General features: G+C 63.7%; 24 protein-coding genes. 13 read left to right on the forward strand and 11 right to left on the reverse strand.

Annotated features, from left to right (window positions below; genetic code table 11):
* Positions 1-20: 20 nt before the first annotated feature.
* The 3 genes from AX725_RS11295 to AX725_RS11305 all read left to right on the forward strand — a co-directional run bounded on the left by AX725_RS11295 (position 21) and on the right by AX725_RS11305 (position 1,981).
* The gene (locus AX725_RS11295; protein ID WP_060977891.1) at positions 21-788 is read left to right on the forward strand and encodes a MotA/TolQ/ExbB proton channel family protein; all 768 of its coding nucleotides are present in this window, start codon (positions 21-23) and stop codon (positions 786-788) included.
* 177 nt (positions 789-965) lie between these two features.
* Positions 966-1,499, forward strand: coding sequence for an ExbD/TolR family protein (locus AX725_RS11300; protein ID WP_060977890.1), 534 nt, complete (start codon positions 966-968; stop codon positions 1,497-1,499).
* A 38-nt stretch (positions 1,500-1,537) separates the two neighbouring features.
* Positions 1,538-1,981 (forward strand): ExbD/TolR family protein, encoded by a 444-nt coding sequence (locus AX725_RS11305; RefSeq protein WP_060977889.1) that lies wholly within the window; start codon positions 1,538-1,540, stop codon positions 1,979-1,981.
* A 98-nt stretch (positions 1,982-2,079) separates the two neighbouring features.
* Here the strand turns inward: AX725_RS11305 and AX725_RS11310 are convergent, their stop codons facing one another.
* Together AX725_RS11310 and AX725_RS11315 are read right to left on the reverse strand one after the other, a co-directional pair.
* The gene (locus AX725_RS11310) at positions 2,080-3,519 is read right to left on the reverse strand and encodes a hypothetical protein (protein ID WP_066114061.1); all 1,440 of its coding nucleotides are present in this window, start codon (positions 3,517-3,519) and stop codon (positions 2,080-2,082) included.
* A gap of 27 nt (positions 3,520-3,546) precedes the next feature.
* Positions 3,547-4,794, reverse strand: a complete 1,248-nt coding sequence (locus tag AX725_RS11315; protein WP_060977887.1) for a TIGR04063 family PEP-CTERM/XrtA system glycosyltransferase — start codon at positions 4,792-4,794, stop codon at positions 3,547-3,549.
* A gap of 123 nt (positions 4,795-4,917) precedes the next feature.
* Between AX725_RS11315 and AX725_RS21295 the strand changes: the two genes are divergently transcribed.
* The 6 genes from AX725_RS21295 to AX725_RS11340 all read left to right on the forward strand — a co-directional run bounded on the left by AX725_RS21295 (position 4,918) and on the right by AX725_RS11340 (position 10,173).
* Complete coding sequence (locus tag AX725_RS21295; protein WP_167348194.1) at positions 4,918-5,091, forward strand: hypothetical protein; 174 nt, start codon at positions 4,918-4,920, stop codon at positions 5,089-5,091.
* Positions 5,084-6,445, forward strand: a complete 1,362-nt coding sequence (locus AX725_RS11320; protein ID WP_060977886.1) for a putative O-glycosylation ligase, exosortase A system-associated — start codon at positions 5,084-5,086, stop codon at positions 6,443-6,445. The genes AX725_RS21295 and AX725_RS11320 overlap by 8 nt, the downstream gene beginning before the upstream one ends.
* Positions 6,446-6,472: 27 nt before the next feature.
* Positions 6,473-7,651: a mechanosensitive ion channel family protein gene (locus AX725_RS11325; protein WP_060977885.1), complete on the forward strand. Its 1,179-nt coding sequence runs from the start codon at positions 6,473-6,475 to the stop codon at positions 7,649-7,651.
* A gap of 185 nt (positions 7,652-7,836) precedes the next feature.
* Entirely contained in the window at positions 7,837-8,295 is a 459-nt protein-coding gene (locus AX725_RS11330; RefSeq protein WP_060977884.1) for a MaoC family dehydratase, read from the forward strand.
* A 51-nt stretch (positions 8,296-8,346) separates the two neighbouring features.
* Positions 8,347-9,522 (forward strand): acetyl-CoA C-acyltransferase, encoded by a 1,176-nt coding sequence (locus AX725_RS11335; protein WP_060977883.1) that lies wholly within the window; start codon positions 8,347-8,349, stop codon positions 9,520-9,522.
* Between the two features lie 141 nt (positions 9,523-9,663).
* Positions 9,664-10,173 (forward strand): pyridoxamine 5'-phosphate oxidase family protein, encoded by a 510-nt coding sequence (locus AX725_RS11340; protein ID WP_060977882.1) that lies wholly within the window; start codon positions 9,664-9,666, stop codon positions 10,171-10,173.
* A gap of 55 nt (positions 10,174-10,228) precedes the next feature.
* Here AX725_RS11340 and dgcA read toward each other — a convergent pair whose 3' ends face one another.
* Together dgcA and AX725_RS11350 are read right to left on the reverse strand one after the other, a co-directional pair.
* Positions 10,229-11,197 (reverse strand): N-acetyl-D-Glu racemase DgcA, encoded by a 969-nt coding sequence (dgcA, locus tag AX725_RS11345; protein ID WP_060977881.1) that lies wholly within the window; start codon positions 11,195-11,197, stop codon positions 10,229-10,231.
* A gap of 69 nt (positions 11,198-11,266) precedes the next feature.
* Positions 11,267-12,487: a polyhydroxyalkanoate depolymerase gene (locus tag AX725_RS11350; protein WP_060977880.1), complete on the reverse strand. Its 1,221-nt coding sequence runs from the start codon at positions 12,485-12,487 to the stop codon at positions 11,267-11,269.
* A 273-nt stretch (positions 12,488-12,760) separates the two neighbouring features.
* Here AX725_RS11350 and AX725_RS11355 point away from each other — a divergent pair, with 273 nt between their 5' ends.
* Together AX725_RS11355 and AX725_RS11360 are read left to right on the forward strand one after the other, a co-directional pair.
* Positions 12,761-14,635: an ABC transporter transmembrane domain-containing protein gene (locus tag AX725_RS11355; RefSeq protein WP_081097046.1), complete on the forward strand. Its 1,875-nt coding sequence runs from the start codon at positions 12,761-12,763 to the stop codon at positions 14,633-14,635.
* Between the two features lie 16 nt (positions 14,636-14,651).
* Positions 14,652-15,689, forward strand: coding sequence for an esterase-like activity of phytase family protein (locus AX725_RS11360; protein ID WP_157759163.1), 1,038 nt, complete (start codon positions 14,652-14,654; stop codon positions 15,687-15,689).
* Here AX725_RS11360 and AX725_RS11365 read toward each other — a convergent pair.
* Both AX725_RS11365 and rpmB read right to left on the reverse strand, forming a co-directional pair.
* Positions 15,658-16,125 (reverse strand): Rid family hydrolase, encoded by a 468-nt coding sequence (locus AX725_RS11365; protein ID WP_060977878.1) that lies wholly within the window; start codon positions 16,123-16,125, stop codon positions 15,658-15,660. The genes AX725_RS11360 and AX725_RS11365 overlap by 32 nt on opposite strands.
* Positions 16,125-16,406, reverse strand: coding sequence for a 50S ribosomal protein L28 (gene rpmB / locus AX725_RS11370; protein ID WP_060977877.1), 282 nt, complete (start codon positions 16,404-16,406; stop codon positions 16,125-16,127). The genes AX725_RS11365 and rpmB overlap by 1 nt, the downstream gene beginning before the upstream one ends.
* 147 nt (positions 16,407-16,553) lie before the next feature.
* Here rpmB and AX725_RS11375 point away from each other — a divergent pair, with 147 nt between their 5' ends.
* On the forward strand, positions 16,554-17,009 hold the full coding sequence (locus AX725_RS11375; RefSeq protein ID WP_060977876.1) for a nucleoside deaminase: 456 nt from the start codon (positions 16,554-16,556) through the stop codon (positions 17,007-17,009).
* A gap of 120 nt (positions 17,010-17,129) precedes the next feature.
* Here AX725_RS11375 and AX725_RS11380 read toward each other — a convergent pair whose 3' ends face one another.
* Together AX725_RS11380 and AX725_RS11385 are read right to left on the reverse strand one after the other, a co-directional pair.
* Entirely contained in the window at positions 17,130-17,936 is an 807-nt protein-coding gene (locus AX725_RS11380; RefSeq protein ID WP_060977875.1) for a LytR/AlgR family response regulator transcription factor, read from the reverse strand.
* On the reverse strand, positions 17,933-19,030 hold the full coding sequence (locus AX725_RS11385) for a sensor histidine kinase (protein ID WP_060977874.1): 1,098 nt from the start codon (positions 19,028-19,030) through the stop codon (positions 17,933-17,935). Before AX725_RS11385 ends, AX725_RS11380 begins: the two co-directional genes overlap by 4 nt.
* A 103-nt stretch (positions 19,031-19,133) precedes the next feature.
* Between AX725_RS11385 and AX725_RS11390 the strand changes: the two genes are divergently transcribed.
* Positions 19,134-19,733 carry an HD domain-containing protein gene (locus tag AX725_RS11390; protein WP_060977873.1) on the forward strand — a complete coding sequence of 200 codons (600 nt, stop codon included), beginning with the start codon at positions 19,134-19,136 and terminating at the stop codon, positions 19,731-19,733.
* A 60-nt stretch (positions 19,734-19,793) separates the two neighbouring features.
* Here the strand turns inward: AX725_RS11390 and AX725_RS11395 are convergent, their stop codons facing one another.
* The 3 genes from AX725_RS11395 to AX725_RS11405 form a co-directional block, all read right to left on the reverse strand.
* Positions 19,794-20,690 carry an OmpA family protein gene (locus AX725_RS11395; protein ID WP_060977872.1) on the reverse strand — a complete coding sequence of 299 codons (897 nt, stop codon included), beginning with the start codon at positions 20,688-20,690 and terminating at the stop codon, positions 19,794-19,796.
* A gap of 142 nt (positions 20,691-20,832) precedes the next feature.
* On the reverse strand, positions 20,833-21,822 hold the full coding sequence (locus AX725_RS11400) for a M48 family metallopeptidase (RefSeq protein WP_157759162.1): 990 nt from the start codon (positions 21,820-21,822) through the stop codon (positions 20,833-20,835).
* A 42-nt stretch (positions 21,823-21,864) separates the two neighbouring features.
* Positions 21,865-22,644 (reverse strand): DsbA family protein, encoded by a 780-nt coding sequence (locus AX725_RS11405; protein WP_067513546.1) that lies wholly within the window; start codon positions 22,642-22,644, stop codon positions 21,865-21,867.
* Between the last annotated feature and the right edge of the window lie 48 nt (positions 22,645-22,692).

The following is a 22,692-nucleotide window of genomic DNA, read 5'->3' on the forward strand; positions in this document are numbered from 1 at the left end:
TTTTCTGAGAGGAAGTTTTGATGTTGATTGAAATGCTGGCTGCGGCTGCAGGTGAAGCGCCGAAAAACGCTTTCGGTTTCGCGGAAGCTCTCGAGCAGGGCGGTGTAATCGCTTACGCCACCGTCGTTATCCTGGGTATCATGTCGTTCGGTTCGTTCTTCATCCTGTTCACCAAGCTGTTCGAACAGCAGAAGGTGCTTTCGCAGGGTGCCAAGGTTCGTGAAACCTTCTGGCGCGCTGGCAGCATGAAGGAAGGCGCCAACAAGCTCGAGAAGAACACCGCCTATCGCCAGATCGTCGACGACGGCCTGAAGGCACAGGAAGAGCATGCCAAGCTGACCGACCCCGTCGAAGCGCATGACTGGCTGCACGGTTCGCTGAGCCGTTCGGAAGCTGCCATCAACGCCAAGCTGGCTGGTGGTCTGCCGTTCCTGGCAACCGTGGGCGCGACCTCGCCGTTCATCGGTCTGTTCGGTACCGTTATCGGTATCTACCGCGCACTGATCAAGATCGGTATCGCAGGGCAAGCATCGATCGACCAGGTCGCCGGCCCCGTCGGTGAAGCTCTGATCATGACCGCGCTGGGTCTGGGCGTGGCCGTTCCCGCCGTGCTTGCCTATAACTGGCTGCAGGCTCGCAACAAGCTGATCGCTGCTCAGCTGAGCGCCTTTTCGACCGACGTTCTGGGCTACATGGCTTCGAACGGCGCTGTGGTCCCGGCGACCAAGGCTCCGGCGGCTCCCGCTGCCAAGCCCGCCGCTCCGGCCGCCGCACCGATCAAGAAGTAATCCGGCATGGGGCAGGGATGCGGCCAGCCTTTCCGGCACCGCATCCCTCCCGCGCAGCCCGGCGATCGTCGCCGAAGCTGCATCGGATAGACTGGCCGTTCCGGGTTTTCCCGACCGGCCGGTGACACAGCCACCGCTCTTTCGGGCTAGTGGCATGACAGAATAGGATTTGTTGCGATGGCAATGAGCGTTGGAGGCGCCGGCGGCGAAGAGAAGCCGATGTCGGACATCAACACCACGCCCCTCGTGGACGTGATGCTGGTGCTTCTCATCATCTTCCTGATCGCGATCCCGGTCGTGATCCAGACGGTGGATGATCTGGAAATCCCGGTCGTCGAATTCGAACCGACCGAGACGAAGAACGAAAACATCCTGCTTTCGGTTTCCTCGACTGATGCCAATGGCCTCAGCCCGGGTGACGAAGGCTTTGCGGGCGCAAGCCCGAACGGCGAATGCCGCGTCTATGTGAACGTGACGCCGGTGGACAATGCCGAGCTTCAGGAACTCGCTGTGAAGCGCCTGGAATCGATCATTGAAAATGCCGGTGGCGTGGAAAACCTGAAGGAAGAAGATCTTCCCGAAGTGCACATCCGCGGCGACGTCAATGCACCCTATCGTTGCATCGGTGGCGCAATCTTCACCGTGCAGCGCGCCGGTTTCGCCAAGGTGGGCTTCATTTCCTCGCCCATCGCGCTGGTTGAAGCAGGTTAAGCGCTTCGGTGCGCACACAGGAATTGGAGTAGCTTGATATGGCAATGAGTGGCGGCAAGGACGATGGCGAGCCGATGATGGAGATGAACACGACGCCGTTGATCGACGTCATGCTCGTGCTCCTCATCATGTTCATCATCACCATCCCGGTCCAGACCCATGCGGTGAAGATCGACCTGCCGGTCGACAGCCAGACTCCGCCGGATGTCCAGATCGAACCGGTCAAGAACAAGCTGACCGTCGATACCAACGATACCATCGCCTGGAATGGCACCCCGGTATCGCAGGGACAGCTGGCCGGCATTCTGGCACAGACCCGCAACATGGATCCGGAACCCGAACTGCAGTTCCAGCCGGATGCCCGTTCGCGCTATCAGATCACCGACGAGGTTCTCGCCGTGATCAAGCGCAGCGGTGTGACCAAGCTGGGCTTCGTGGGTAACGAACAGTACGGCACCTTCCAGAAGCCGCCGGGCCAGTAATGGACCGGCAGCCCTGGTGCTGAAACAGAAAAGGGCGGCGTAGCGATACGCCGCCCTTTTTCTTTGCCTGGCCCCTTTTCGTGCCAGCTATGCGGCGATCAGCTGCCGCGCTGGCGATCCGAAAGCTGACGCAGCGTCGCGAGCGCATCGCGCAGCGCTGCGTCCATGTCGTCCTCGGTGGCAGCCCGTGCCGCAGGAGCGGCTTCGACAGATCCGGGCGCGTGGGTCGCAGCTTCATCGACCATCGGCTCCGCGGCGCTCGTCGAAACCGAAGGCGGCAGATATTCCACCTCCTCGTCCCAGAGCGGCTGCGCCCGGAAACTGGCCGTCTCCGCTTCAGCGCTGTCCTCGACCGCCGGGACTTCGGTGGGTTCGTCCGCAGCGACGGCCTGTTCTTCGAAGTGCGGAACATCGCCAAGGCGGAGGCGAAACGGACGGACGGCCTCGCCTTCGCCGGTTTCGTCGACCGACGGCTTCCCAAGCGCGAAAATCTGCGCCCCAGTCTCGGCAGCCGCCATTGAGGTCCGATCGGTTTGCGCCTGGTGCCGCCGCCGCGCCAGACCGGATTCGAGCCGCGCCAGCAATTCGGCCACGCTGAGATGGTCGAGCTCGTCCGCCAGCCCGGTTTCGGGCAGAGCGTCGACCGGCATGGCATCCAGCACGGGATGCGCTGCAGCGGCGACGGACCATGCCGCTTCGGCTTGTTCGGGTTCGGCGACGTGCTCGAACCGCGCGTCGGCAGCCGGTTCTTCCGATGCTTGCGCCAGTTCGACAGTAGGTTCGGGTTCGGGCGCGTCCGGCTCGGCGACGCGCGCTTTGGCGTCCTCTTCGATATCAGGCTCGACGAGCGGCGCTGCAAAGGGCGGGGGCGCAAAGCGCAGCGACGGGGCAGGGGCCGGCGCAATCGGCTCGGGAGCGTTCACGGGTGCGATGACCGCCATGCTTTCACCCAGTTCGAGCGGCGCTGCCGCGACCGGCTCGCTCTCGGTCAGCGGTGCACCCAGGTCTTCGCTGGCGCGGATCGGCGCACGGACCGGGGCATCAGGATGCTGGTCGCCATTGCGGATGCGCGGCGCGGCGAGGTCGGAAAAGTCGGTGATCGTGCCGGGAGCGGGTTCGCTCTTGCCGAAGCGCAGCGTGCGCAGCCAACTGGCCAGCTTGCCGCTCTTGGCCACTGGCGCGCCAGTCTGGCTCGCGTCGGTGCCGGTGTTGTCGGCTTTCCGGATGGAAGTTTCAAAACCCATTTCGTCGCTCTCCGCACGCGGCAGCAGCGCCAGCAGCGCTCCTGCGGTCAGTGTGCCAATGCCCGCGCTCAGCGCCAGCCTGGCGGTATCGCCCAGCGGCGGGGCGGCCGCGGGCAGCAATTCGGCGATGCCATAGGCAGTGACAAAGCCTTCGATGGCATTCATCGGGATGAAGCTGCTGCCGAACGCTGCAGCGACCCCTCCACCCAGCGCGATCGCCGAAGGATGGCGCGCGAGGACGCTGGCTCCGGCGGCGCCGGTGCTCTCCTGTTCGTCCGCTTGCGGTGTCGCCATGCTGCTAAGACCCTGGTGCCATCGTCATCAGGCCGCGCTGGAAATGCGCCTGCCCATGGTCCGTTCTAGCATGCGTTGGTAAACGGGTTGATAACGTTCCACATTTCGCGCCCAGTTGCGCTCCTTGGCAACGAAGCGCCGGGCAGTGGCGCGTCGCTCGTCCCAGCCCTCGCGCCCCGCGATCAGCCCGGCCAGCGCATCGGCCATCGCCTGGGGGTCATCGGGCGCGAACAGCGTGCCGGTGACGCCATCGGCGATGAGTTCGCGGTGGCCGCCGACATTCGAGGCGGCAACCAGGCGCCCTTGCGCCATCGCTTCGAGCGGCTTCAGGGGGGTGACGGTCTCGGTCAGCCGCATCGCCTTGCGCGGATAGACCAGAATGTCGGTCAGGCTGTAATAATGCTCCACCTCCGAATGCGGCACGCGGCCGACAAAACGGATGGCGTGCGCCGCAGGGGAGGCCTCGGCCTGCGCGCGCAAATCCGCTTCGGCAGGGCCGCCGCCAACCAGCAGCAGACGGATGTCGGGATTGTGCGCGATGAGCAGAGGCATGGCGGCGATCAGGTCGTCGAGCCCCTCATAGGGGTAGAAGCTGCCGATAAAGCCGAGCACGGTCTTGCCGGTCAGCCCCAGCGCCTCGGCGCGGGCCGGGTCGGCGGGCACGGGCGTGCCGAACAGCTCCAGATCGACGCCATTGGGCGAGACCATGATCTTGTCCGCCGGGAAGCCGCGCGCGATGAGATCGTCGCGAAGCCCCGCGCAGATGACGGCGACCGCGTCTGCCTGGGCGACGACGCGGTTCTCCATCTGCCGGGTGAGCCAGTATTTGGCGGAGGTCTCGCTGCCCGTGCCGTTGCCGACCGCGGCGTCTTCCCAGAAGGCGCGGATCTCGTAGAGCACCGGCAGGCCCAGCCTGCGCCCGGCGCGGATCGCGGCAAGTCCATCGAGCGCGGGCGAATGCGCGTGCAGGATGTCGGGTTTCCAGATCGCCGCCGTCGCCTCTGTCGCACGGGCAAGCGCGGCAATGTCGCGCCATTCGCGCAGCCCCGGCGGACCCGATACGGCTTCCATGGTGCGGTGAAAGGTCAGGCCGTCATGCTGCTCGACCGCTTCGACATGCGAACCGGCGGGAAGCGACGCCTGATGCCGGACGCTGGTCACGCCGCGCACCTCAAGCCCGGCGCGCCGCTGCGCCGTCAGGATCGCACGCGTGCGGAAGCTGTAGCCGCTGTGCAGCGGCAGGCTGTGATCGAGAACGTGCAGGATCCGGGTCATGGCGCGCAAGCCTATGGCGCAAAAGGATTAACGCCGCGTCAACCCATTGCTCTTATGGCTGTAAACCGCAAGCCGGCTGTTGCATAGTCGGTGCATCACCATTTGGGGCAGGGCCGCAGGTTCATGGTCGACAATTTTGCCATTGCGATCTCGCACCTGCTGATTGCCGTTGCGGCATGGCGGCTCGTCTGGCGCGCCGATCTGGACAAGGAAGATCCGCCCGAAAAGGACAAGCTGGGCTCCGGCTTCTTCCAGCCGAAACCACGGCCTCGCCAGCAGGAGCGCAGCGATGCGTGACCTTGCCTTTGTCGCGTTCCTGGCCGCATTTCTTGCGCTGGGCTTCAAGCGGCCGTTCCTTTTCGTGCTGGCCTACGCCTATATCGATATCGTCGCGCCGCAGCGCCTGTCCTACTGGATGCTCAATGCGGTGCCCATCTCGCTGATCGTCTTCGGCCTTGCCTTTTTGGGCTGGCTGATCGCCGACGACAAGAAGGACATGCGCGTCTCGTTCCGCCAGGGCGTGATGCTGCTGCTGTTCCTGTGGTGCGCCTATACCACGCGGACGGCGGACTTTCCGATCGACGCGCAAGGCAAATGGGAATGGGTGTGGAAGGCGCTGGTTTTCGCGATGTTCCTGCCACTGACCTTGCGCACCAAGCTGCGCATCGAGGCGCTGGGGCTGATGATGGTGCTGTGCGCCAGTTCGATCATCATCACCGGCGGCATCAAGACGCTGGCCTCGGGCGGTGGCGGCTATGGCGTCATGCAGCTGCTGATTTCGGACAATAGCGGGCTTTACGAAGGCTCGATCATCTCGACCGTCGCCATCTGCATCATCCCGCTGATCCTGTGGCTGGCCAATTACGGCACGGTGTTTCCGCCCGACTGGCGGGTGAAGACCTTTGCCTATGCGCTGATCTTCGCCTGTCTGCTGATCCCGATCGGAACCCAGGCGCGAACCGGGCTGGTGTGCATCGGGGTTCTCGGTGTGCTGATGCTGCGCTTCGTGCGCTATCGCTTCCTCTATGCCGGCGTGGCGGCTGCGCTGGCGGTGGCAGCGGTGCCGTTCCTGCCGCAAAGCTATACCAACCGCATGGCGACGATCGGCGAATACAAGGCGGATCAGTCGGCCTCCACCCGGGTTGCTGTCTGGGCCTGGACCTGGAAATATGTGCAGCAGAACCCGGGAGGCGGCGGCTTCGAGGCCTATCTCCAGAACCGGGTCAAGTTCGATACGGTCGCGGCCAAGGGCGATGGCCCCAACACCCTGATCGAGAAGAACGAGATCGTCGACAAGGGCCGCGCCTATCATTCGAGCTATTTCGAGATGCTGGGCGAGCAGGGCTTTTTCGGGCTCTTCCTGTGGCTGGTCATCCATTTCGGCGGAATCGTGCGGATGGAGATCATCCAGCGGATCCACCGCAAGCGCGATCGCGAGGACGAACGCTGGGTCGTCCCGCTCGCGCTGGCGCTGCAGAACGGGCAGATCATCTTCATGGTCGGGTCGGCCTTTGTCGGCATCGCGTTCCAGCCGTTCGTCTATATGCTGATCGCAATGCAGATCGGGCTCGACACCTATCTGGCGCGTCGTCGCAAGGAGGCCGCCTTCCGTCCGCTGATCGATGGCAAAGCTGCGCCCAAACTTGCCTAATGGACAGTGCAACCCTAACTCGGCGGCATGACGACCAAAAAGACCGCCGACGCATCCCCGGTTCTGCCTGAACCGATCACCGCTGAAGATGTCGAGCAGAAGCTGACGGGCCTATGGGCCTGGATCAGTGCGCATGCGGTAGAAATCGCGATTGCGGTGGGCGTCGGTACGGCGATCTATCTGGCGCTCGCCTATGTCCAGCGGCACGCCCGAAAATACGCGGAACGCCAGCCCGACCGGCTGTCGCTCGCCGCGATCATCGGGCGCACCCTGTCCAAGACCAAGCAGTATTTCCTGATCATGGTCTCGGCGCGGCTCGTCGTCGGCTTCTCCGAAGCCCCCGATGGCATTTTCCGCGTCGTGACCTTCCTGTTCACCGTCGCCGCCGTGTTCCAGGTCGCCATCTGGGCGCGCGAGATCATTCTGGGCATGATCGAGCGCCGTGCTTCGGGCAGCGACGATGCGGGCAGCGAGACGCTGGCCAACGCGATGTCGCTGATCCGGCTGCTGGTGACGGTGGTGCTGTTCGCCATCGCCGCGATCATGGTGCTCGACAATCTGGGCGTGAACGTCACCGGCCTGATTGCGGGTCTGGGGATCGGCGGTATCGCCATCGGTCTGGCGGCGCAGGGCATATTCTCGGACCTGTTCGCGGCGCTGTCGATCATCTTCGACAAGCCGTTCAAGCGCGGGGAGACGATCGGTTTTGATACGACCACCGCGACGGTCGAGAAGATCGGCCTCAAGAGCGCCCGGCTCCGCTCGATTACGGGCGAGGAGATCATCATTTCGAACACCAATCTGCTCGGCAAGCAGATCATCAACTATACCCGGCTCAACCGTCGGCGCACGCGCTACACGATCGGTTTGATCTATCAGACCGCGCCGGACAGGGCACGACTGGTGCCGGGCATGCTCAAGCAGATTGTCGAAGAGGCAGGGGCAGTCTTCATCCGATGCGGCTTTGTTCGCTTTGGAGCCAGTTCGATCGATTTCGAGCTCGATTTTGATATCATGAGCGCCGATTTTGAGGTCGTGTTCGAAGGGCGGCATCGGATCGGTCTGGCTATTCTGGAGCGCTTCAACGCCGAGAAGCTGGAATTTGCCTATCCGACCCAGACCACCTTCACCGCTGGGCCCGATGGTGCGATGATCATGCCCTATCCGGTGGGCGGATTTCCGGTGACAGTGCAGGAACACAGCTGAGGATCACCCGAGTCGTTCTGCCGGTTTGCGCTTTCCGTTTCCGTAAACTGCTTTGCTTCGCCCGCATGCCGTAGCGGCGCGCAGTCTTGCCTTGTATGACTGGCGGAAAAGCGCCAAAAGACGCGCATTCCAAACGACAGCGGCACGCCGCGGCGGCTGCTGCACTATCGACAGGAGGGACAGAAATGAGCGCAATTTCCCCGCAGGAAATGAAGGACATGGTGGGCCAGAATCTGGGCACGTCGGAATGGCTGCTGGTCGATCAGGAGATGATCAACAAGTTCGCCGATGCGACGGGCGATCACCAGTTCATCCATGTGAACGAGGAAATGGCCAAGATGACGCCGTTTGGCGGCACCATCGCGCACGGCTTTCTCACGCTCTCGCTCTTCCCGGTGCTGATGGCCAAGTCGGACTGCCCGCGCGTCGAGGGCGTGAAGATGGGCGTCAACTATGGCGGCAACAAGGTTCGCTTCCTTGCGCCCGTCCGCTCGGGCAAGCGCGTTCGCGGCCATTTCAAGCTGCTCGAGCTCGAGGAGAAGCGCCCTGGCCAGTGGCAGCAGACGCTCGAGTTCACGGTCGAGATCGAGGGCGAAGAGAAACCCGCCGTGATGGCCGAGTGGATCAGCCAGTTTTTCGTGTGACCCGTTTCCGCTCGCCATCGAACAGCGGCGAGCCTTTGAAGGAGAATTTCCATGCGTGATGCAGTTATCGTTTCCACCGCACGTACGCCGATCGGCAAGGCCTATCGCGGCGGCTTCAACGCCACCCCGTCGCCGACGCTCGCGGCGCATTCGATCCGCGCCGCCGTCGAGCGTGCCGGCATCGAGGGCGCCGAAGTCGATGACGTCGTGATGGGCGCTGCGCTCCAGCAGGGCGTGCAGCACACCATCGGTCGCACCGCCGCGCTGCGTGCCGGTCTGCCGGTCACCGTCGCCGGCATGTCGATCGATCGCCAGTGCTCGTCGGGCGTGATGTCGATCGCGACCGCGGCAAAGCAGATCATCGTCGATCGCATGGACGTTGTCGTCGCAGGCGGCGTCGAATCGATCTCGATGGTGCAGACCCCCGAAATGCGCGTCGGCCCTGATCCGGAGCTGCTGGCGATGCACAAGGACATCTACATGCCGATGCTGCAGACCGCCGAAACGGTGGCCAAGCGCTACAATATCAGCCGCGATCGTCAGGACGAATATGCCTATCGCTCGCAGATGCGCACTGCCGCCGCCCAGGCTGCTGGCAAGTTCGACGACGAGATCGTGCCGGTAAAGGCGAAGATGGCGTTCAAGAACAAGGAAACCGGCGAGGTCACGATGACCGATGTCGAGGTGACCAAGGACGAGGGCAACCGCGCCGACACCACGCTGGAAGGCCTGAAGGGCCTGCAGCCCGTCATGGGTCCGGGCATGAACATCACTGCGGGCAATGCCAGCCAGCTGTCCGACGGCGCATCGTCGTCGGTGCTGATGGAAGCCAAGCTCGCCGAGCAGAAGGGTCTGCAGCCGCTGGGCCGTTATGTCGGCATGGCCGTTGCCGGCACCGAGCCCGACGAGATGGGCATCGGCCCGGTCTTCGCGGTGCCGCAGCTGCTGAAGCGCTTCGGCCTGAAGATGGACGATATCGGTCTGTGGGAACTCAACGAGGCGTTCGCGGTGCAGGTGCTGTACTGCCAGGACGTGCTTGGCATTCCTGACGAGCTGCTCAACGTCAACGGCGGCTCGATCTCGATCGGTCACCCCTATGGCATGACCGGCGCGCGCTGCACCGGCCACGCGCTGATCGAAGGCAAGCGCCGCGGCGCGAAATACGTCGTCGTCACCATGTGCGTCGGCGGCGGCATGGGCGCGGCGGGCCTGTACGAGGTCTTCTGATCGCGCAGACGCCGATAAGGCATCCGGAACCCGCCCTGGTAGCGATGCCAGGGCGGGTTCTTCTTTGTGTGCAGCAAAGGCGAGCTCGGGAACGCGCTTCGCGGTCCGTCGTATCCCCTGTTACCAAGACAGGAGCACGATATGACCCCCGACACCCCCCATGCTTCCACCGAAGATACGTCAGAGGCGCTCGACGCCTTCTGGAGCGCGCTTGAAAGCAGTCCGTTCCTGATGCTCGGCCTGCCTGCGCAGGTTGCGCACAGCATGCCGATGACCGCACAGTTTGATGGCCGCCACGGTCCGATCTGGTTCTACGGCTCGCGCTCGAGCCGCCTCGCCGAAGGTCTCAGCTCGACCAATGATGCGATGGCGCAATATGTCGGCGAAGGGCACAAGCTGTTCGCCTGCATTGCGGGTATGCTGACGATCGACAACGATCCCGCCGTCATCGACAAATTCTGGTCGAACACGGTCGAGGCCTGGTACGATCAGGGCAAGAATGATCCCGATCTGGTGATGTTCCGCTTCGACCCCAGCCATATCGAAATCTGGCAGGCGGACATGTCGCTGATGGGCAAGCTGAAAATGGCGTTCGGCGGCACGATGTCGGCCAAGGACCTCGAGGGCAAGCACGTCGAAACTGCGCTTTGACCTGAAAGTTTCCGCCGTCTGCCCATCGCGTCCGGACAGACGGCGGATTTTCGTGTCAGCCCAGGCTGATGATGCCATTTTCGAACTTGAAGCCGCCTGCGCGGTCCTTCTTGAGCAATGCCGGACCGTCGAGATCAACCCAATCGGCGGTCTGCGCCAGATGGAAGGCGGGGCGGATGCCCAAGCTCGTCGAGAGCATGCAGCCGACCATCGTCTTCAGCCCGCGCGCCTTGGCGGCCTCGCTCAGACGCAACGCTTCTGTCAGTCCGCCAGCCTTGTCGAGCTTGATATTCACCGCCTGAAAGGTCGACGCCACCCGGTCGATATCTTCGGCCACATGGCAGCTTTCGTCGGCGCAGAAGGGCAGGGCGCTCTCGACGCCTTCGAGATCCTCCTCGAAACCGGCCTCGACCGGCTGCTCGATCAGCTCGACGCCGAGCTTCTTCAGCGCACCCGTCATCTCTTCCAGATCGACCTCTTCCCAAGCCTCGTTGGCATCGACGATCAGCCGCGCATCGGGGGCACCGACGCGTACCGCAGCGACGCGCAGCAGGTCATCCTCGCCATTCAGCTTCAGCTTGAGCAGCGGATAGCCCTTGGCGGCGGCCTTCCGGGCATCGGCCTTCATCACTTCGGGCTCGTTGAGCGAGATGGTATACGCGGTAACCAGCGGCTTGGGCTGCGGAAGGCCCGCCAGCTGCCAGAGCGGCTTGCCGGTCGCCTGAACCTCGAGATCCCAGAGCGCGGCATCGAGCGCGTTGCGCGCTGCGCCTTCCATCATCGTCTTGAGCAGGTCCTCGCGTGTCAGCGGCCGATTCTGCTTGGCGCGCATGTCGATCGCTTCGGCGCACAGGTCCGCGGTCTCGCCCTCGTAATAGATGGGCGTGCCCTCGCCGCAGCCGACATGCGTGCCATCGGTGACTTCGCAATAGACGACGTCGACATCGGTCTTGGCGCCGCGGCTGATGATGAAACTGCCGTCAACGGCAAAGCGCTCGACGCGCACGGTCTTCAACTTGATCATGGTCGCGGCGATAAGGGCCGGGGGCCGGGGCGGCAAGCCTGAAACGCCGCTCCCGGTCCGATCATGCGATCAATCGTGGTTTGCAATCCAGTCCTCGACGACCGGGGCGATCCGTTCGCGCCACTTGCTGCCGTTGAATATGCCGTAATGGCCGACGCTTTCGGCCATCAGATATTTCTTCTTCGCCTTGGGCAGTTTCGGCGTCAGCGTCAGCGCCGCGCGGGTCTGGCCGAGGCCGCTGATGTCGTCGCGTTCGCCCTCGATCGCCAGCAAGGCGATGTCGGTGATCGCGCACGGATCGATCCGCTTGCCCCGGTGCAGGAATTCGCCCTTGGGCAGGCTGTGCGTCTGGAACACGTTCTCGACCGTCTGCAGATAGAATTCGGCGGTCATGTCGCAGACCGAACGATATTCGTCGTAGAAATCCTTGGTCGCATCGGCGCTTTCGCCGTCGCCATTGACCAGATGCTTGAACATTTCCCAATGGCTCATCATGTGATTGCCCAGGTTCATCGTCATGAAGCCGGTGAGCTGCATGAAGCCCGGATAGACCTTGCGGCCTGCACCCTTGTACTGGAAGGGCACCTTGGCGATCACGTTATGCTCGAACCAGGCGAGCGGACGCTGCGTGGCCATGGTGTTGACCGCCGTGGGTGCCTCGCGCGTGTCGATCGGCCCGCCCATCATCGTCAGCGTTTTCGGACGGCAGGGATGCTGGTCCGCCGACATCAGCGCAGCGGCGGCAAAGCACGGCACCGAAGGCTGGCATACCGCGAGCATGTGCGCGCCGGGGCCGACATGCTCGAGAAAACCGACCAGATAGTCGATATAGTCGTCGAGATCGAACCGGCCCTCCTTCAGCGGCACGTCGCGCGCATCGGCCCAGTCGGTAATGTAGACTTCGTGTTTGGGGATCATCCGCGCGACCGTGCCGCGCAGCAGCGTGGCATAATGACCCGACATCGGCGCGACGATCAGCAGCCGCGGCGCATCCTTGGCCAGCTTCTCATGACGGAAGCGGATCAGGTCACCGAACGGCCGCTTGAGCACGATTTCCTCGTTCACCGCGCTTGGCGCGCCGTCGATATCGACCGTGGTGATGCCGAAGGCCGGCTTGCCATAGGGCGCGGAGGCGTGCGCAAACACCTCGAGCGCCGAAGCCATGATCGGCTCGCCTCCGAAGAATGTCATGGGATTGAGCGGGCTGTTCAGCATGTTCGCGCCGATCGTCGCGATGGCGCTGGCGCTCGAAAGAAACGAGCGTTGAAGTTCATAGGCGTGGTAAAGCATCAAATTCCCCTGCAAACCGCCGTGTCCGCTTGGTGCGGCTCTGTCCGGCGGCCTCTCACCTGCCAATGTTGCGCTGCACCACCGAAAATACAAGCGATTAACGCAGGTGCGGCGTGCGTGGTTGCCGGTAAAAAGCTTCGCACGCACGGGTTAATCAATCGGTTACAGGCGTTTAGGGAGATGTAAATCTGACGTCCCGAAACGGTGACGTTGACGGTGGCGGGCAACCCAAAAACGTTGAGTGCAGCCGGATGGCCTGCTAGTCGCACAGCCATGGCGGAAACACACAATCCAGCGGTAGCTGCGGCGGCTGCAAACGACCCTGCGGGCCTCGACGAACCGGTCACAGACCTTGCCGAGGGTGGCAAGGGCAAGCGCGGCAATCCCCGCCAGCTGGGCAATCTGGCGATGCTTGCCAAGTTTGCAGCGGCCTATCCGCGCCAGATCGCCTTTGCGCTGCTGGCGCTGACCGTGGCCGCCGGGGCGACGCTCGCCATTCCTGCAGGCTTCAAGCTCGTCATTGATCGCGGCTTTGGCGGCGATGGCGGCAGCACCGAGGATATTGGCCGCTGGTTCCGCTATCTGTTCATGATCACGGTGATCCTGGGCGTCTCGACCGCTTTGCGCTTCTATTTCGTCTCGTGGCTGGGCGAGCGCGTCGTCGCCGATATCCGGCTCGCGGTGCAGCGCAACATGCTGGGCCTTGCCCCATCGTTCTTCGAAACCAACCGTCCGTCGGAAATCGCCTCGCGCATGACCTCGGACACCGCGATCGTCGAGCAGGTCGTCGGCACCACGGTCTCGGTCGCGCTGCGCAATCTGGTCGTGGGCATTGGCGGCATCGTCTATCTGTTCTCGCTTGCGCCCAAGCTGACCGGCATGCTGCTGCTCGGCATCCCGCTGGTCGTGCTGCCGATCGTGTTCATCGGCCGTCGGCTCGAAAAGGTCGCACGCTCGAGCCAGGACCGCGTCGCCAATGTCGGCGCGACCACCACCGAAGTGCTCGGCGCGATGAAGATCGTTCAGGCATTCGGGCAGGAAGAGCGCGAGGCTGCTCGGTTCGGTGAGGCGGTCGAGACGACCTTTGCCACCGCGCGCCGCCGCATCACGCTGCGCGCCAGCCTGACGGCGGTCGTCATCACGCTGATCTTCGGCGCGATCACCGCGATCATGTGGCAGGGTGCGATCGACGTGATCGAAGGGCGGCTCTCGGGCGGCGATATTGCCGCGTTCGTGCTGACCGGTGGCCTGGTCGCGGGAGCCTTCGGCGCGCTGACCGAGGTCTATGGCGACCTTTTGCGCGCGGGCGGCGCGGCCGGACGATTGAACGAGCTGCTCAACGAGCAGCCCGAGATCAAGGCCCCGGCCAATCCGATCGTGCTGCCAGTGCCCCCGCGCGGCCAGCTGAGCTTCCAGAATGTGAGCTTTGCCTATCCGACCCGCCCCGAAACGCTGGCGCTCAAGGACTTCTCGCTCCAGGTCTCGCCGGGCGAAACCGTTGCGATCGTCGGGCCCTCGGGTGCAGGCAAGTCGACCCTGTTCCAGCTCGCCCAGCGGTTCTACGATCCGCAGGCCGGATCGGTACGGATCGATGGCGTGGCGCTGTCCTCCGCCGACCCCAGGGAAATCCGCCAGCGCATGGCCTTCGTGCCGCAGGACAGCGTGCTGTTCGCCGCCAGCGCACGCGACAATCTGCGCTACGGCAATTGGGCGGCCAGCGATGAGCAGATCTGGGAGGCGGCGCGCGCGGCCAATGCCGAGGAATTCCTGCGCAAGCTGCCCGAGGGGCTCGACAGCTATCTGGGCGAGGGCGGGGCACGGCTTTCAGGCGGTCAGCGCCAGCGCATCTCGATCGCCCGTGCGCTCTTGCGCAACGCGCCGATCCTGCTGCTCGACGAGGCGACCTCGGCGCTCGATGCCGAGAGCGAGAAGCTGGTGCAGAATGCGCTCGAGCACCTGATGCAGGGCCGCACGACGCTGGTCATCGCGCACCGGCTCGCGACCATCCGCTCAGCCGATCGCATCGTCGTGATGAGCGATGGCGGTATCGTCGAGGAAGGCACGCACGACCAGCTTTCGGCGCGCAATGGCCTGTATGCGCGGCTTTCGGCGCTGCAGTTCAACGAAGGGCCGCTCGCTGCCGAGTGACGGGGAGGGCCGGGCGGTGGAGCCGATCAAAGCCGAACCGCGCGGGCGCGTCGCGCTGCGGCGCGCTCTCGCGCTCACCTCGCTGCTGTTCTTCCTTGGTACTGGTGCGTTCGTTGCCGATTCGCCGATCCCCGGCAATGATAGCCAGCAGATTACGGTGCGGACGCCGCGCGACCTGCCGCGCCTGCCGCGTCGGATCGGCGACGGACTGTTGACGCTGGTCGGAGGCTGGGAACTGCAAAGCGACAACAGCGAATTCGGCGGCTTTTCCGCTTTGCATGCCATGGGGAATGGCCGCCTGATCGCGCTGAGCGATGCCGCCATCCTTGCGGGCTTCACGATCACGCCCAAGGGCAGGGCGCAGGACAGCTTCATTGCACCGCTGCCGGTGCGCAAGGGCGAGCGCAGCACCAAGAAGGATCAGGATTCGGAAAGCCTGACCTTCGATCCCGTCTCGGGCCGGTTCTGGGTGGGGTTCGAGCAGCGCCACCGCATCCGGCGCTATGCCCCCGGCTTCGCGCGCGCCGAGGCGACCGGCAAGCCGCGGTCCATGCAGGAATGGCCGAACAACGGCGGGGCAGAGGCGATGGTGCGGCTGCGCGACGGCCGGTTTCTCGTGTTTTCCGAATCGCGTTCGATTCGTCCTGGCGTGACGGTGGGGCTCATCTTCCGAAGCGATCCTGCCGAACCGGGTGCCAAGGCTGCGTCGTTCGCCTATCAGCCACCACAGGGCTATCGCATCACCGATATCGCACAGCTGCCAAGCGGCCGACTGGTCGCGCTGCACCGAAGGTTCAATCTGGCCGAAGGGGTGAGCGCCAAGATAGCGCTGATCGAGACGGACGAGATAAAGCCCAAGGCGCTGGTGCGCCCGCGCGTCATCGCGACGCTGAGACCGCCTCTGCCGGTCGACAATATGGAAGGGATCGCCGTCGATCGCGACGGCCAGCGTACGATCCTGTGGGTGATTGCGGACGACAATTACCTGCTGCTGCAGCGCAGCCTGCTGCTCAAGTTCGAACTCAGCGAACCGCCTTCTTCGCCACGATCTTGATTTCGGTAACACCGCCGGGCGAATAGAGGCGCGTGACCTGCACGGCGGTCCAGGCGGCAAAAGGCGGGGTGATGAACTGCTTCTGCACTTCAGACATGACCGCAACTTGCGGCTCTATATCCGTGTGATAGCTGGTGATTTCGACCACATCTTCCCAGGTCGCGCCTGCGCGCAGCAGGATGTCGCTGATGCGGCGGTAGCTGCGCTCGAACGCAGCCTTGTCTGCCGTTGGGCCAACCACCACGCCCGACAGATAGACGGTACCGTCGCGCAGGATCACGGCATCGCTATAGCCCGCGCTCTCCTGAAAGGCGCGTTCCTGCGGATTTTCGGAGTAGAGTACCTCGGCAGTGGTGCGCGTGCCCGCCTGTGCGGGGACGGCCAATACTGCAAGGCCCAGCGCACCGGCATGAAGCACGGTGCGCTGGCAGGCCATCAGGCCGCAGCCTTGTGCAGTTCGCGCTTGATCTTGGCAGCGCGCGCCGACAGCTTGTCTTCGCTGGTCTTGAGCAGCCAGTTGTCCAGGCCGCCGACATGCTCGACCGAGCGCAGGCCCGAGGTCGACACGCGGAGCTTGAAGCTGCGCTCGAGCTTTTCGCTCATCAGCGTGACGTTCTGCAGGTTGGGCAGAAACACGCGCTTGGTCTTGTTGTTGGCGTGAGACACATTGTGGCCCACCATCCGGCCCTTGCCGGTCAGTTCGCAGATGCGCGACATGATAAAGAATCCTGATGCAATAGGTTTGCTAGAAGAACGGGGCGGTTAGCGTCAGATGACCTTCAAGTCAACCGCCTGCGCGCCGATAACCCGTATCTGCCGTGAATCTGCTGGCAGCGCAAGGCGCATTGCGGCAAGGCGGAGGGCATGACGCTCAAAACCGCCCGCCAATATGCCGCTCTCGCGCTCGATCTTGCGCGCAAGGCAGCAGAGCTGGGCGAGGTGCCGGTGGGCGCGATCGTCGTCCGCAAGGGCGAGGTCATCGGGCGAGGTCATAACCAGCCGCGTGCCCTGCACGATCCCACCGCGCATGCCGAGATCATGGCAATCCGCCAGGCTTGCGCGGCACTGGGCAGCGATCGGCTGACGGGATGCGATTTATGGGTGACGCTGGAACCGTGCGCGATGTGTGCGGGCGCGATCGCGCACGCCCGGATCGCGAGGCTGCATTATGCGGCCAGCGACCCCAAGGGCGGGGCGGTGGAACATGGCCCGCGCCTGTTTCATCAGCTCACGGTGCTCCACAAGCCGGAGGTCTATGCTGGTGTGGGAGAGGAAGAGGCCGCCGCGATGCTCAAGGCGTTCTTCGCCGCGCGGCGTTAGCGCCGTCGCCGTCATTCCCGCGAACGCGGGAATCCCGCTTATCAGCGACGGGCCGCGAAAAAAGCGGGACCCCCGCGTTCGCGGGGGTGACGACCACAAGCGATCAATACGGCTACCCGATCAGTGGACGAATCTTGCCACCACGTCGCGATAGCTGCGCGAGACCTTCACCTGCGCGCCCGATTCGAGCACCAGGAAGCACTCGCCATTGGTGTGCGGCTTGACCTGACGGACCAGCCCCAGGTTGACGATGGTCGAGCGGTGCACGCGCTGGAAGTTGCGCGGGTCGAGCCGCTTTTCCAGATCCTTCATCGTCTCGCGCAGGATCAGCGAATTGTCCCCGGTATAGATGCACATGTAATCGCCCGCGGCGTCGATGCGCTCGATCGTGTCGACATCCACGCGGAAAATCTGGCCGCGATCCTTGATGTTGATGAGCTTTTCGTAGCGGTTCGAAGCAGCCGCCTCGTCCTCTTCGCCCAGATCGAGATTTTCGACCGCATCGGGAGCGACCTCGTTGAGGACGTTCATCAGCTTGACCGCTTCCTCGCGGCCCTTCTTGTCGCGGATGCGCTCGCGGATGCGATCGATCGCATCGGCCAGGCGCACGTCCTCGACGGGCTTGAGCAGATAATCGACGGCCTGCGCTTCGAACGCCTTGATCGCGTGTTCGCTATAGGCGGTGCAGAACACCACTAGCGGCGGTTCGATATCCATGATCCCCTGCACGACCGAAAAACCGTCGAACCCCGGCATCTGGATGTCGAGAAAGATCAGATCGGGCTTGAGCGTCTTGATCTTGCGGATGGCCTCGCGTCCGTTGAGGCAGGTATCGATAATCTCAATGTCTTCGAACTTTTCCAGCCGGAGCTGCATGCCCTGGATCGCGAGTTTCTCGTCATCGATCAGGATGGTGCGGATGGTCATGCCTGTAATTGCCTTTGTTCGCGTGTTTCAAACGGAATTTCGATAATCACGCTATAGCCGCCCCCGGGTGATGATCGTGTCTCAAACCGGTGATTGTCTTCATATGCCTGGGACAGTCTGTCCCTGATATTCGCCAGCCCGACCCCGGTTGACGCATTGGCCTTCTCGCCTTGCTTCTTCAATCCGGGCCCTGTGTCGGTCACGGTGATACGCAGCAGAGGTCCGATGAGTTGCGCCGAGATGGTGATATCGGCGCCGTCCTCCTTGGGCGTCACGGCATATTTAATGGCGTTCTCGACCAGCGGTTGCAAGAGCAGCGATGGCAGAAGCGCCTTGGCCGCGTTCGCCTCGATGTCGAAATGCGCGCGCAACCGCTCCTCGAAGCGCATCTTCTCGATGTCGAGATAAAGCTTCAGCGTCTCGACTTCCTGCTCGAGCGTCACGCGCGCCGTCGGCTCGTTGGCGAGCGTGTAGCGCAGGAACGACGAGAGGCGCGAAAGCATCGCGTTCGCCGGTTCGGTCTGCTTGAGCAGCACCAGCGTCGAGATGCTGTTCAGCGTGTTGAACAGGAAATGCGGGTTGAGCTGATAGCGCAGCATTGCGAGCTGCGCGCTGGTTGCCTGGTTCTCCAGCCGCAGCATCTGGTCCTGCTGCTCTTCGATGCGCAGGAAGAAGTTGATCGCGTAATAGAGCGCCGACCACGCGCCGAGCAGGGTGAGGTCGAGATAGAAGGCGCCGAGCAGGATCGCGGTGAAATTGCTGTCGGTGCCGGGGCGATAGAGCGTGGCTACCCAGGCATCGACAAACGCCCAGAGCGCAGAGCCGGTCAGCAGCACGATGAGGGTGACGCCCCAGGTGACTAGCGGCTTGCGGTCGATCAGCGTCTGATAGATCACGCTCATCACCAGCGAGACCGAATAGCCGGTGATCGTCGCGATGATGATCGGTACCAGAAACGAGATCGGCTGGCCATTGGCGAGCCCCGATATGCCGCGCAGCGCCAAGGCTCCCGCCCAGCCCAGCGTCTGCAGGTTCCAGAAGGCCCGGTTCTTGTTGGCAAAGAACGGTGTCGGCTTGATGGGCAGCATCGCCATGGTGAACCCGGTCTAGCCGGTTTCGCTCCCGCACCCCACAATTTTTTGCATCCTCTGACAGGCTGGGTTACGCTTCGTGCAAACAGACAGGAGAGGATGCCCCATGACGGATATGCTGGCGCCCGAGGCCCGGGCCAAGTTCACCGCGATGACCAACGGGACGCAGGAAGACTGGGCGATCATCGCCGGGCAGTACCGCGAATTCGCCGGAGGGCTGGCCGATCGCGTGCTGGCGCACCTGCGCTTGCTCGATGGCGATTTCGGCGGCTTTCCGATCGATCGGCTGCAGCACAGCCTGCAGACTGCAACTCGCGCGCATCGCGACGGGCGCGACGAGCAATATGTCGTGATGGCGCTGCTCCACGATATCGGCGACACGCTGGGCAGCTTCAACCATCCCGATATCGCAGCTGCGATCGTCAAGCCGTTCGTGTCCGAGCAAATCCACTGGATCTGCGCCAATCACGGTGCGTTCCAGGGCTATTACTATTTCCATTTCATCGGTGGCGACCGCGACGTGCGCGAGAATTTCCGCAGCTCGCCCCATTTCGACGCCTGCGCGGAATTCTGCGAGAAATACGACCAGGCAGCCTTCGATCCGGATTACGAGAGCGAACCGCTCGAATTCTTCGAGCCGATGGTGCGCCGGGTGATGGCTCGCCCGATCAACTCGATGTATGCCAAGGTCGCCGAACAGGCCTGACAGCAAAAAGCCCTCCCCAAGCGGGAGGGCTTCCTTGCATGTTTCTGGCACCCGGACCGGTCAGCGCGCCGAATTTTCGGCGTAAAGGCCATCCACCGCCTTGCTCACCAGCACATTGACCGCAACACGGCGGTTCTGCGCCTTGCCCTCTTCGGTCATATTGTCTGCGACCGGATCGGCCTCGGCCATCCCGGCAGGCGTCAGCATTCGGTAGGGCTTCCATTTGCAGACCTGCTGCAGATAGTTGATCACGCTCGCCGCGCGCTTCTCGCTCAGCGTCTGGTTGAATTCCTCGTCGCCATCAGCGTCGGTATAGCCGACGACCAGCAGCAGCGCGTTGTCCATCTGCTCAGCCGACCCTGCAGCGGCGCACAGTTCTGCCTTGGCCTGATCGCTGAGCTTCGCCTGCGCGGTGTCGAAATAGACGTTGGTCGTCGCCTTGACGTTATACTGGTCGATATCGCCCATGCGTCCGCGCAGCGCCTCGGTCGCCGCCGACTGTTCGGCGAACTGCTGCGCGGTGCCGGTGCGGATCATTGAAGCGGTCTTGAAGTCGGTGTTCTTGAAGGTGATCTGGCTGGCGAGCAGCGCGTCGCCCGACTGCAGCGTCTTGATCGTCAGCGGCAGGCCGTTGAGCAGCGCGCCGGTATCGAGCTGGGTGCGGCTTGCTCCGAACAGACCGCCAGTCGCGCGGACCTGGGTCTGGTCGTTGACGAACAGGATCGTGCGGCTGCCATCGGCAGTCTGCACCTGGATTCGGTCACCCTGGCGCGCGGTGAGCACGCCCTTGATCTCGGGCCCCTTGGTCATCGTCGCGGGATCGGGAAGCGCTTCGGCTTCGCTCGCGACATCGGCGCGCAGTGGCGTGTTCTGCTGGGCGATGAGCGCAGGCGAGGCGGAAAGCGCGAGCGCGGCCAGGGTCAGACGAATGCCCGACGTGGTGGCATGAAAAGGCATAGATGCTCCTTGAGGAAATGAAATTCGTCCCTGTTCCTCGGGAGACTGACAAATGGGGCTATCGGTTCCTGTTGCGACTCGAAACCTGCGGCAAGACGACCCGATGCATGCGGCGAGGCGAGGAACAAACGGTCCTGGACCGTTACTCGAGCGGCGCTGGTGGTTCAGCGAGCAGCGGCGGATACCAGCCGCGGGGCTCCTGCACGGACGCCTGCAGTGTCGCGAGTTCATCTTCAAACAGCCTCACCCGCTTCTTCCAGCGGTAATGCGTCGGTGCAGAAAAGATGCCCTTGCCGCGCTGGCGGCCATAGCGCGTCCAGAAGCGGATGGCGCCGCGCGGATCATAGCCGGCATTGGCCATCAGCCAGACCGATAGCCGATCCGCCTCGATCTCGGTGGCCAGGGTGATGCGGGCGTTGCGGCCGAGCTGCTGCATCAGCCCGCGCTGAACCCCCGCCTCGTTGAGCCGCCTGCGATGCTCGAGCAGATTGTGCGACAGTTCGTGCGCCAGGATGGCCGCAAGTTCGTCATCATCGACCATGAAGGCCAGCATCGGCACGGTGATGCCGACGATATCGCCGTCTGCGGATGCGCCATAGGAATCGCTCGGGCGCAGCTCGAACCGGCTTCGGCAGGCCGGTGTGCCCGCGACCGTGACCGTCATCGGCTCGCCGCCCCGCAGGATGCCCAGCGCCACCGGTCCCTTGTCCAGCGCTGCCCGCATCCGCGCATCGGCCCAGGCGATTGGGCGATAGGCCGCGACCTGATCGATCGCCGCGAGTTCCTCGGCAGTTGGGGCAAGGGGCATGCCGTTGAGCGAGACGATCGCATCATCGGTGCGAAGGCCTGCGCGCGCAGCCGGGCCATCGGCGACCAGCGCAAGCACGGCATAGTCGCCGGCAAAGCCGAAGGTCGCACGCGCCGCGCCTGCATCGGGATATTGCCCGATATGATGCAGCGTCATCCCGGCAGCGTTCTCGATCGCGCGGCAGAAGGGAGCGTTGGCCGTGGCGAGCCGGTAACCCACGCTGAGCACGCGGACATCGGCCGCGCGCAACTCACCAAGCGACCATTCGGAAGCCTTGGACGGTCCTGAAGCCGCGATGGCGGGCAGCGGGGCCGCGAGGGCCATCAGCCCCGCCATGGCCCAGGCGCACGCTGCCCTGCGCATGAATCAGCCGACCGGCTTCTTCACCGACCGGGCATCGGCAATCGCCGATTTGAGCTCGTCATAGCCGACCGCGCCGTTGAGCACGCGGTTGCCCACGACCCAGCTGGGCGTCCCGCTGAATTCGAGCTGCTGCGCGATGCGGATATTGTCGTCGAGCACCTGTTCGGCCTGCTTGCTGGCAACGAAGCCACGCGCAGCGGCCATGTCGAGGCCTGCGGTCTTGGCGGCCTGCTCGATCGTCGCCTGGCTCGGGCGTCCGGCGGCGAACATCGCCTTGTAGAACGGATAATATTTGCCCTGCTTTGCGGCGGCCAGGCCCCAGGCGGCTGCAACGCGGCTCTCGTCCGACAGGATGGGGAGCTCGTGGAACACGATCTTGAGGTTCTTGTCCTCGCCCAACAGCTTCGCGACATCGGCCACGCTCTGGCGGCAGAAACCGCAGGCGAAATCCGAATATTCGACCAGCACGACATCGCCTTGGGGATTGCCGGCAAAGGCGCTGGCATAGGGCGTTTCGACTTCGCTGCGCACCGAGGCGATGCGCTTGGCCGCCTGCTTGCCGCGCAGTTTCTCGACCGCCTCGGGAATGATCTCCGGATTTTCCAGGATATAGGCGCGCACGATGGCCTCGATCGCCGCCTTGTCCTTCGTATCGAACCCGGCGGCGGCCGCCGCCTTGTCGGCATCCTGTGCCGCCGCGCCGCCCGAGGTCACGGTCGCACCGCTCTGCCACAGAAGCGTGCCGACACCTGCGGCGATGGTGAGCAAACCGGCACCGATCATAAATGGAAGTTTCCCTGAACGGGCCTCGCCGGAAGAAGACGATTGCGA

Origin of the sequence: Blastomonas sp. CCH9-A1 (assembly GCF_001557175.1) — a bacterium.
GTDB lineage: Bacteria > Pseudomonadota > Alphaproteobacteria > Sphingomonadales > Sphingomonadaceae > Blastomonas > Blastomonas delafieldii_A.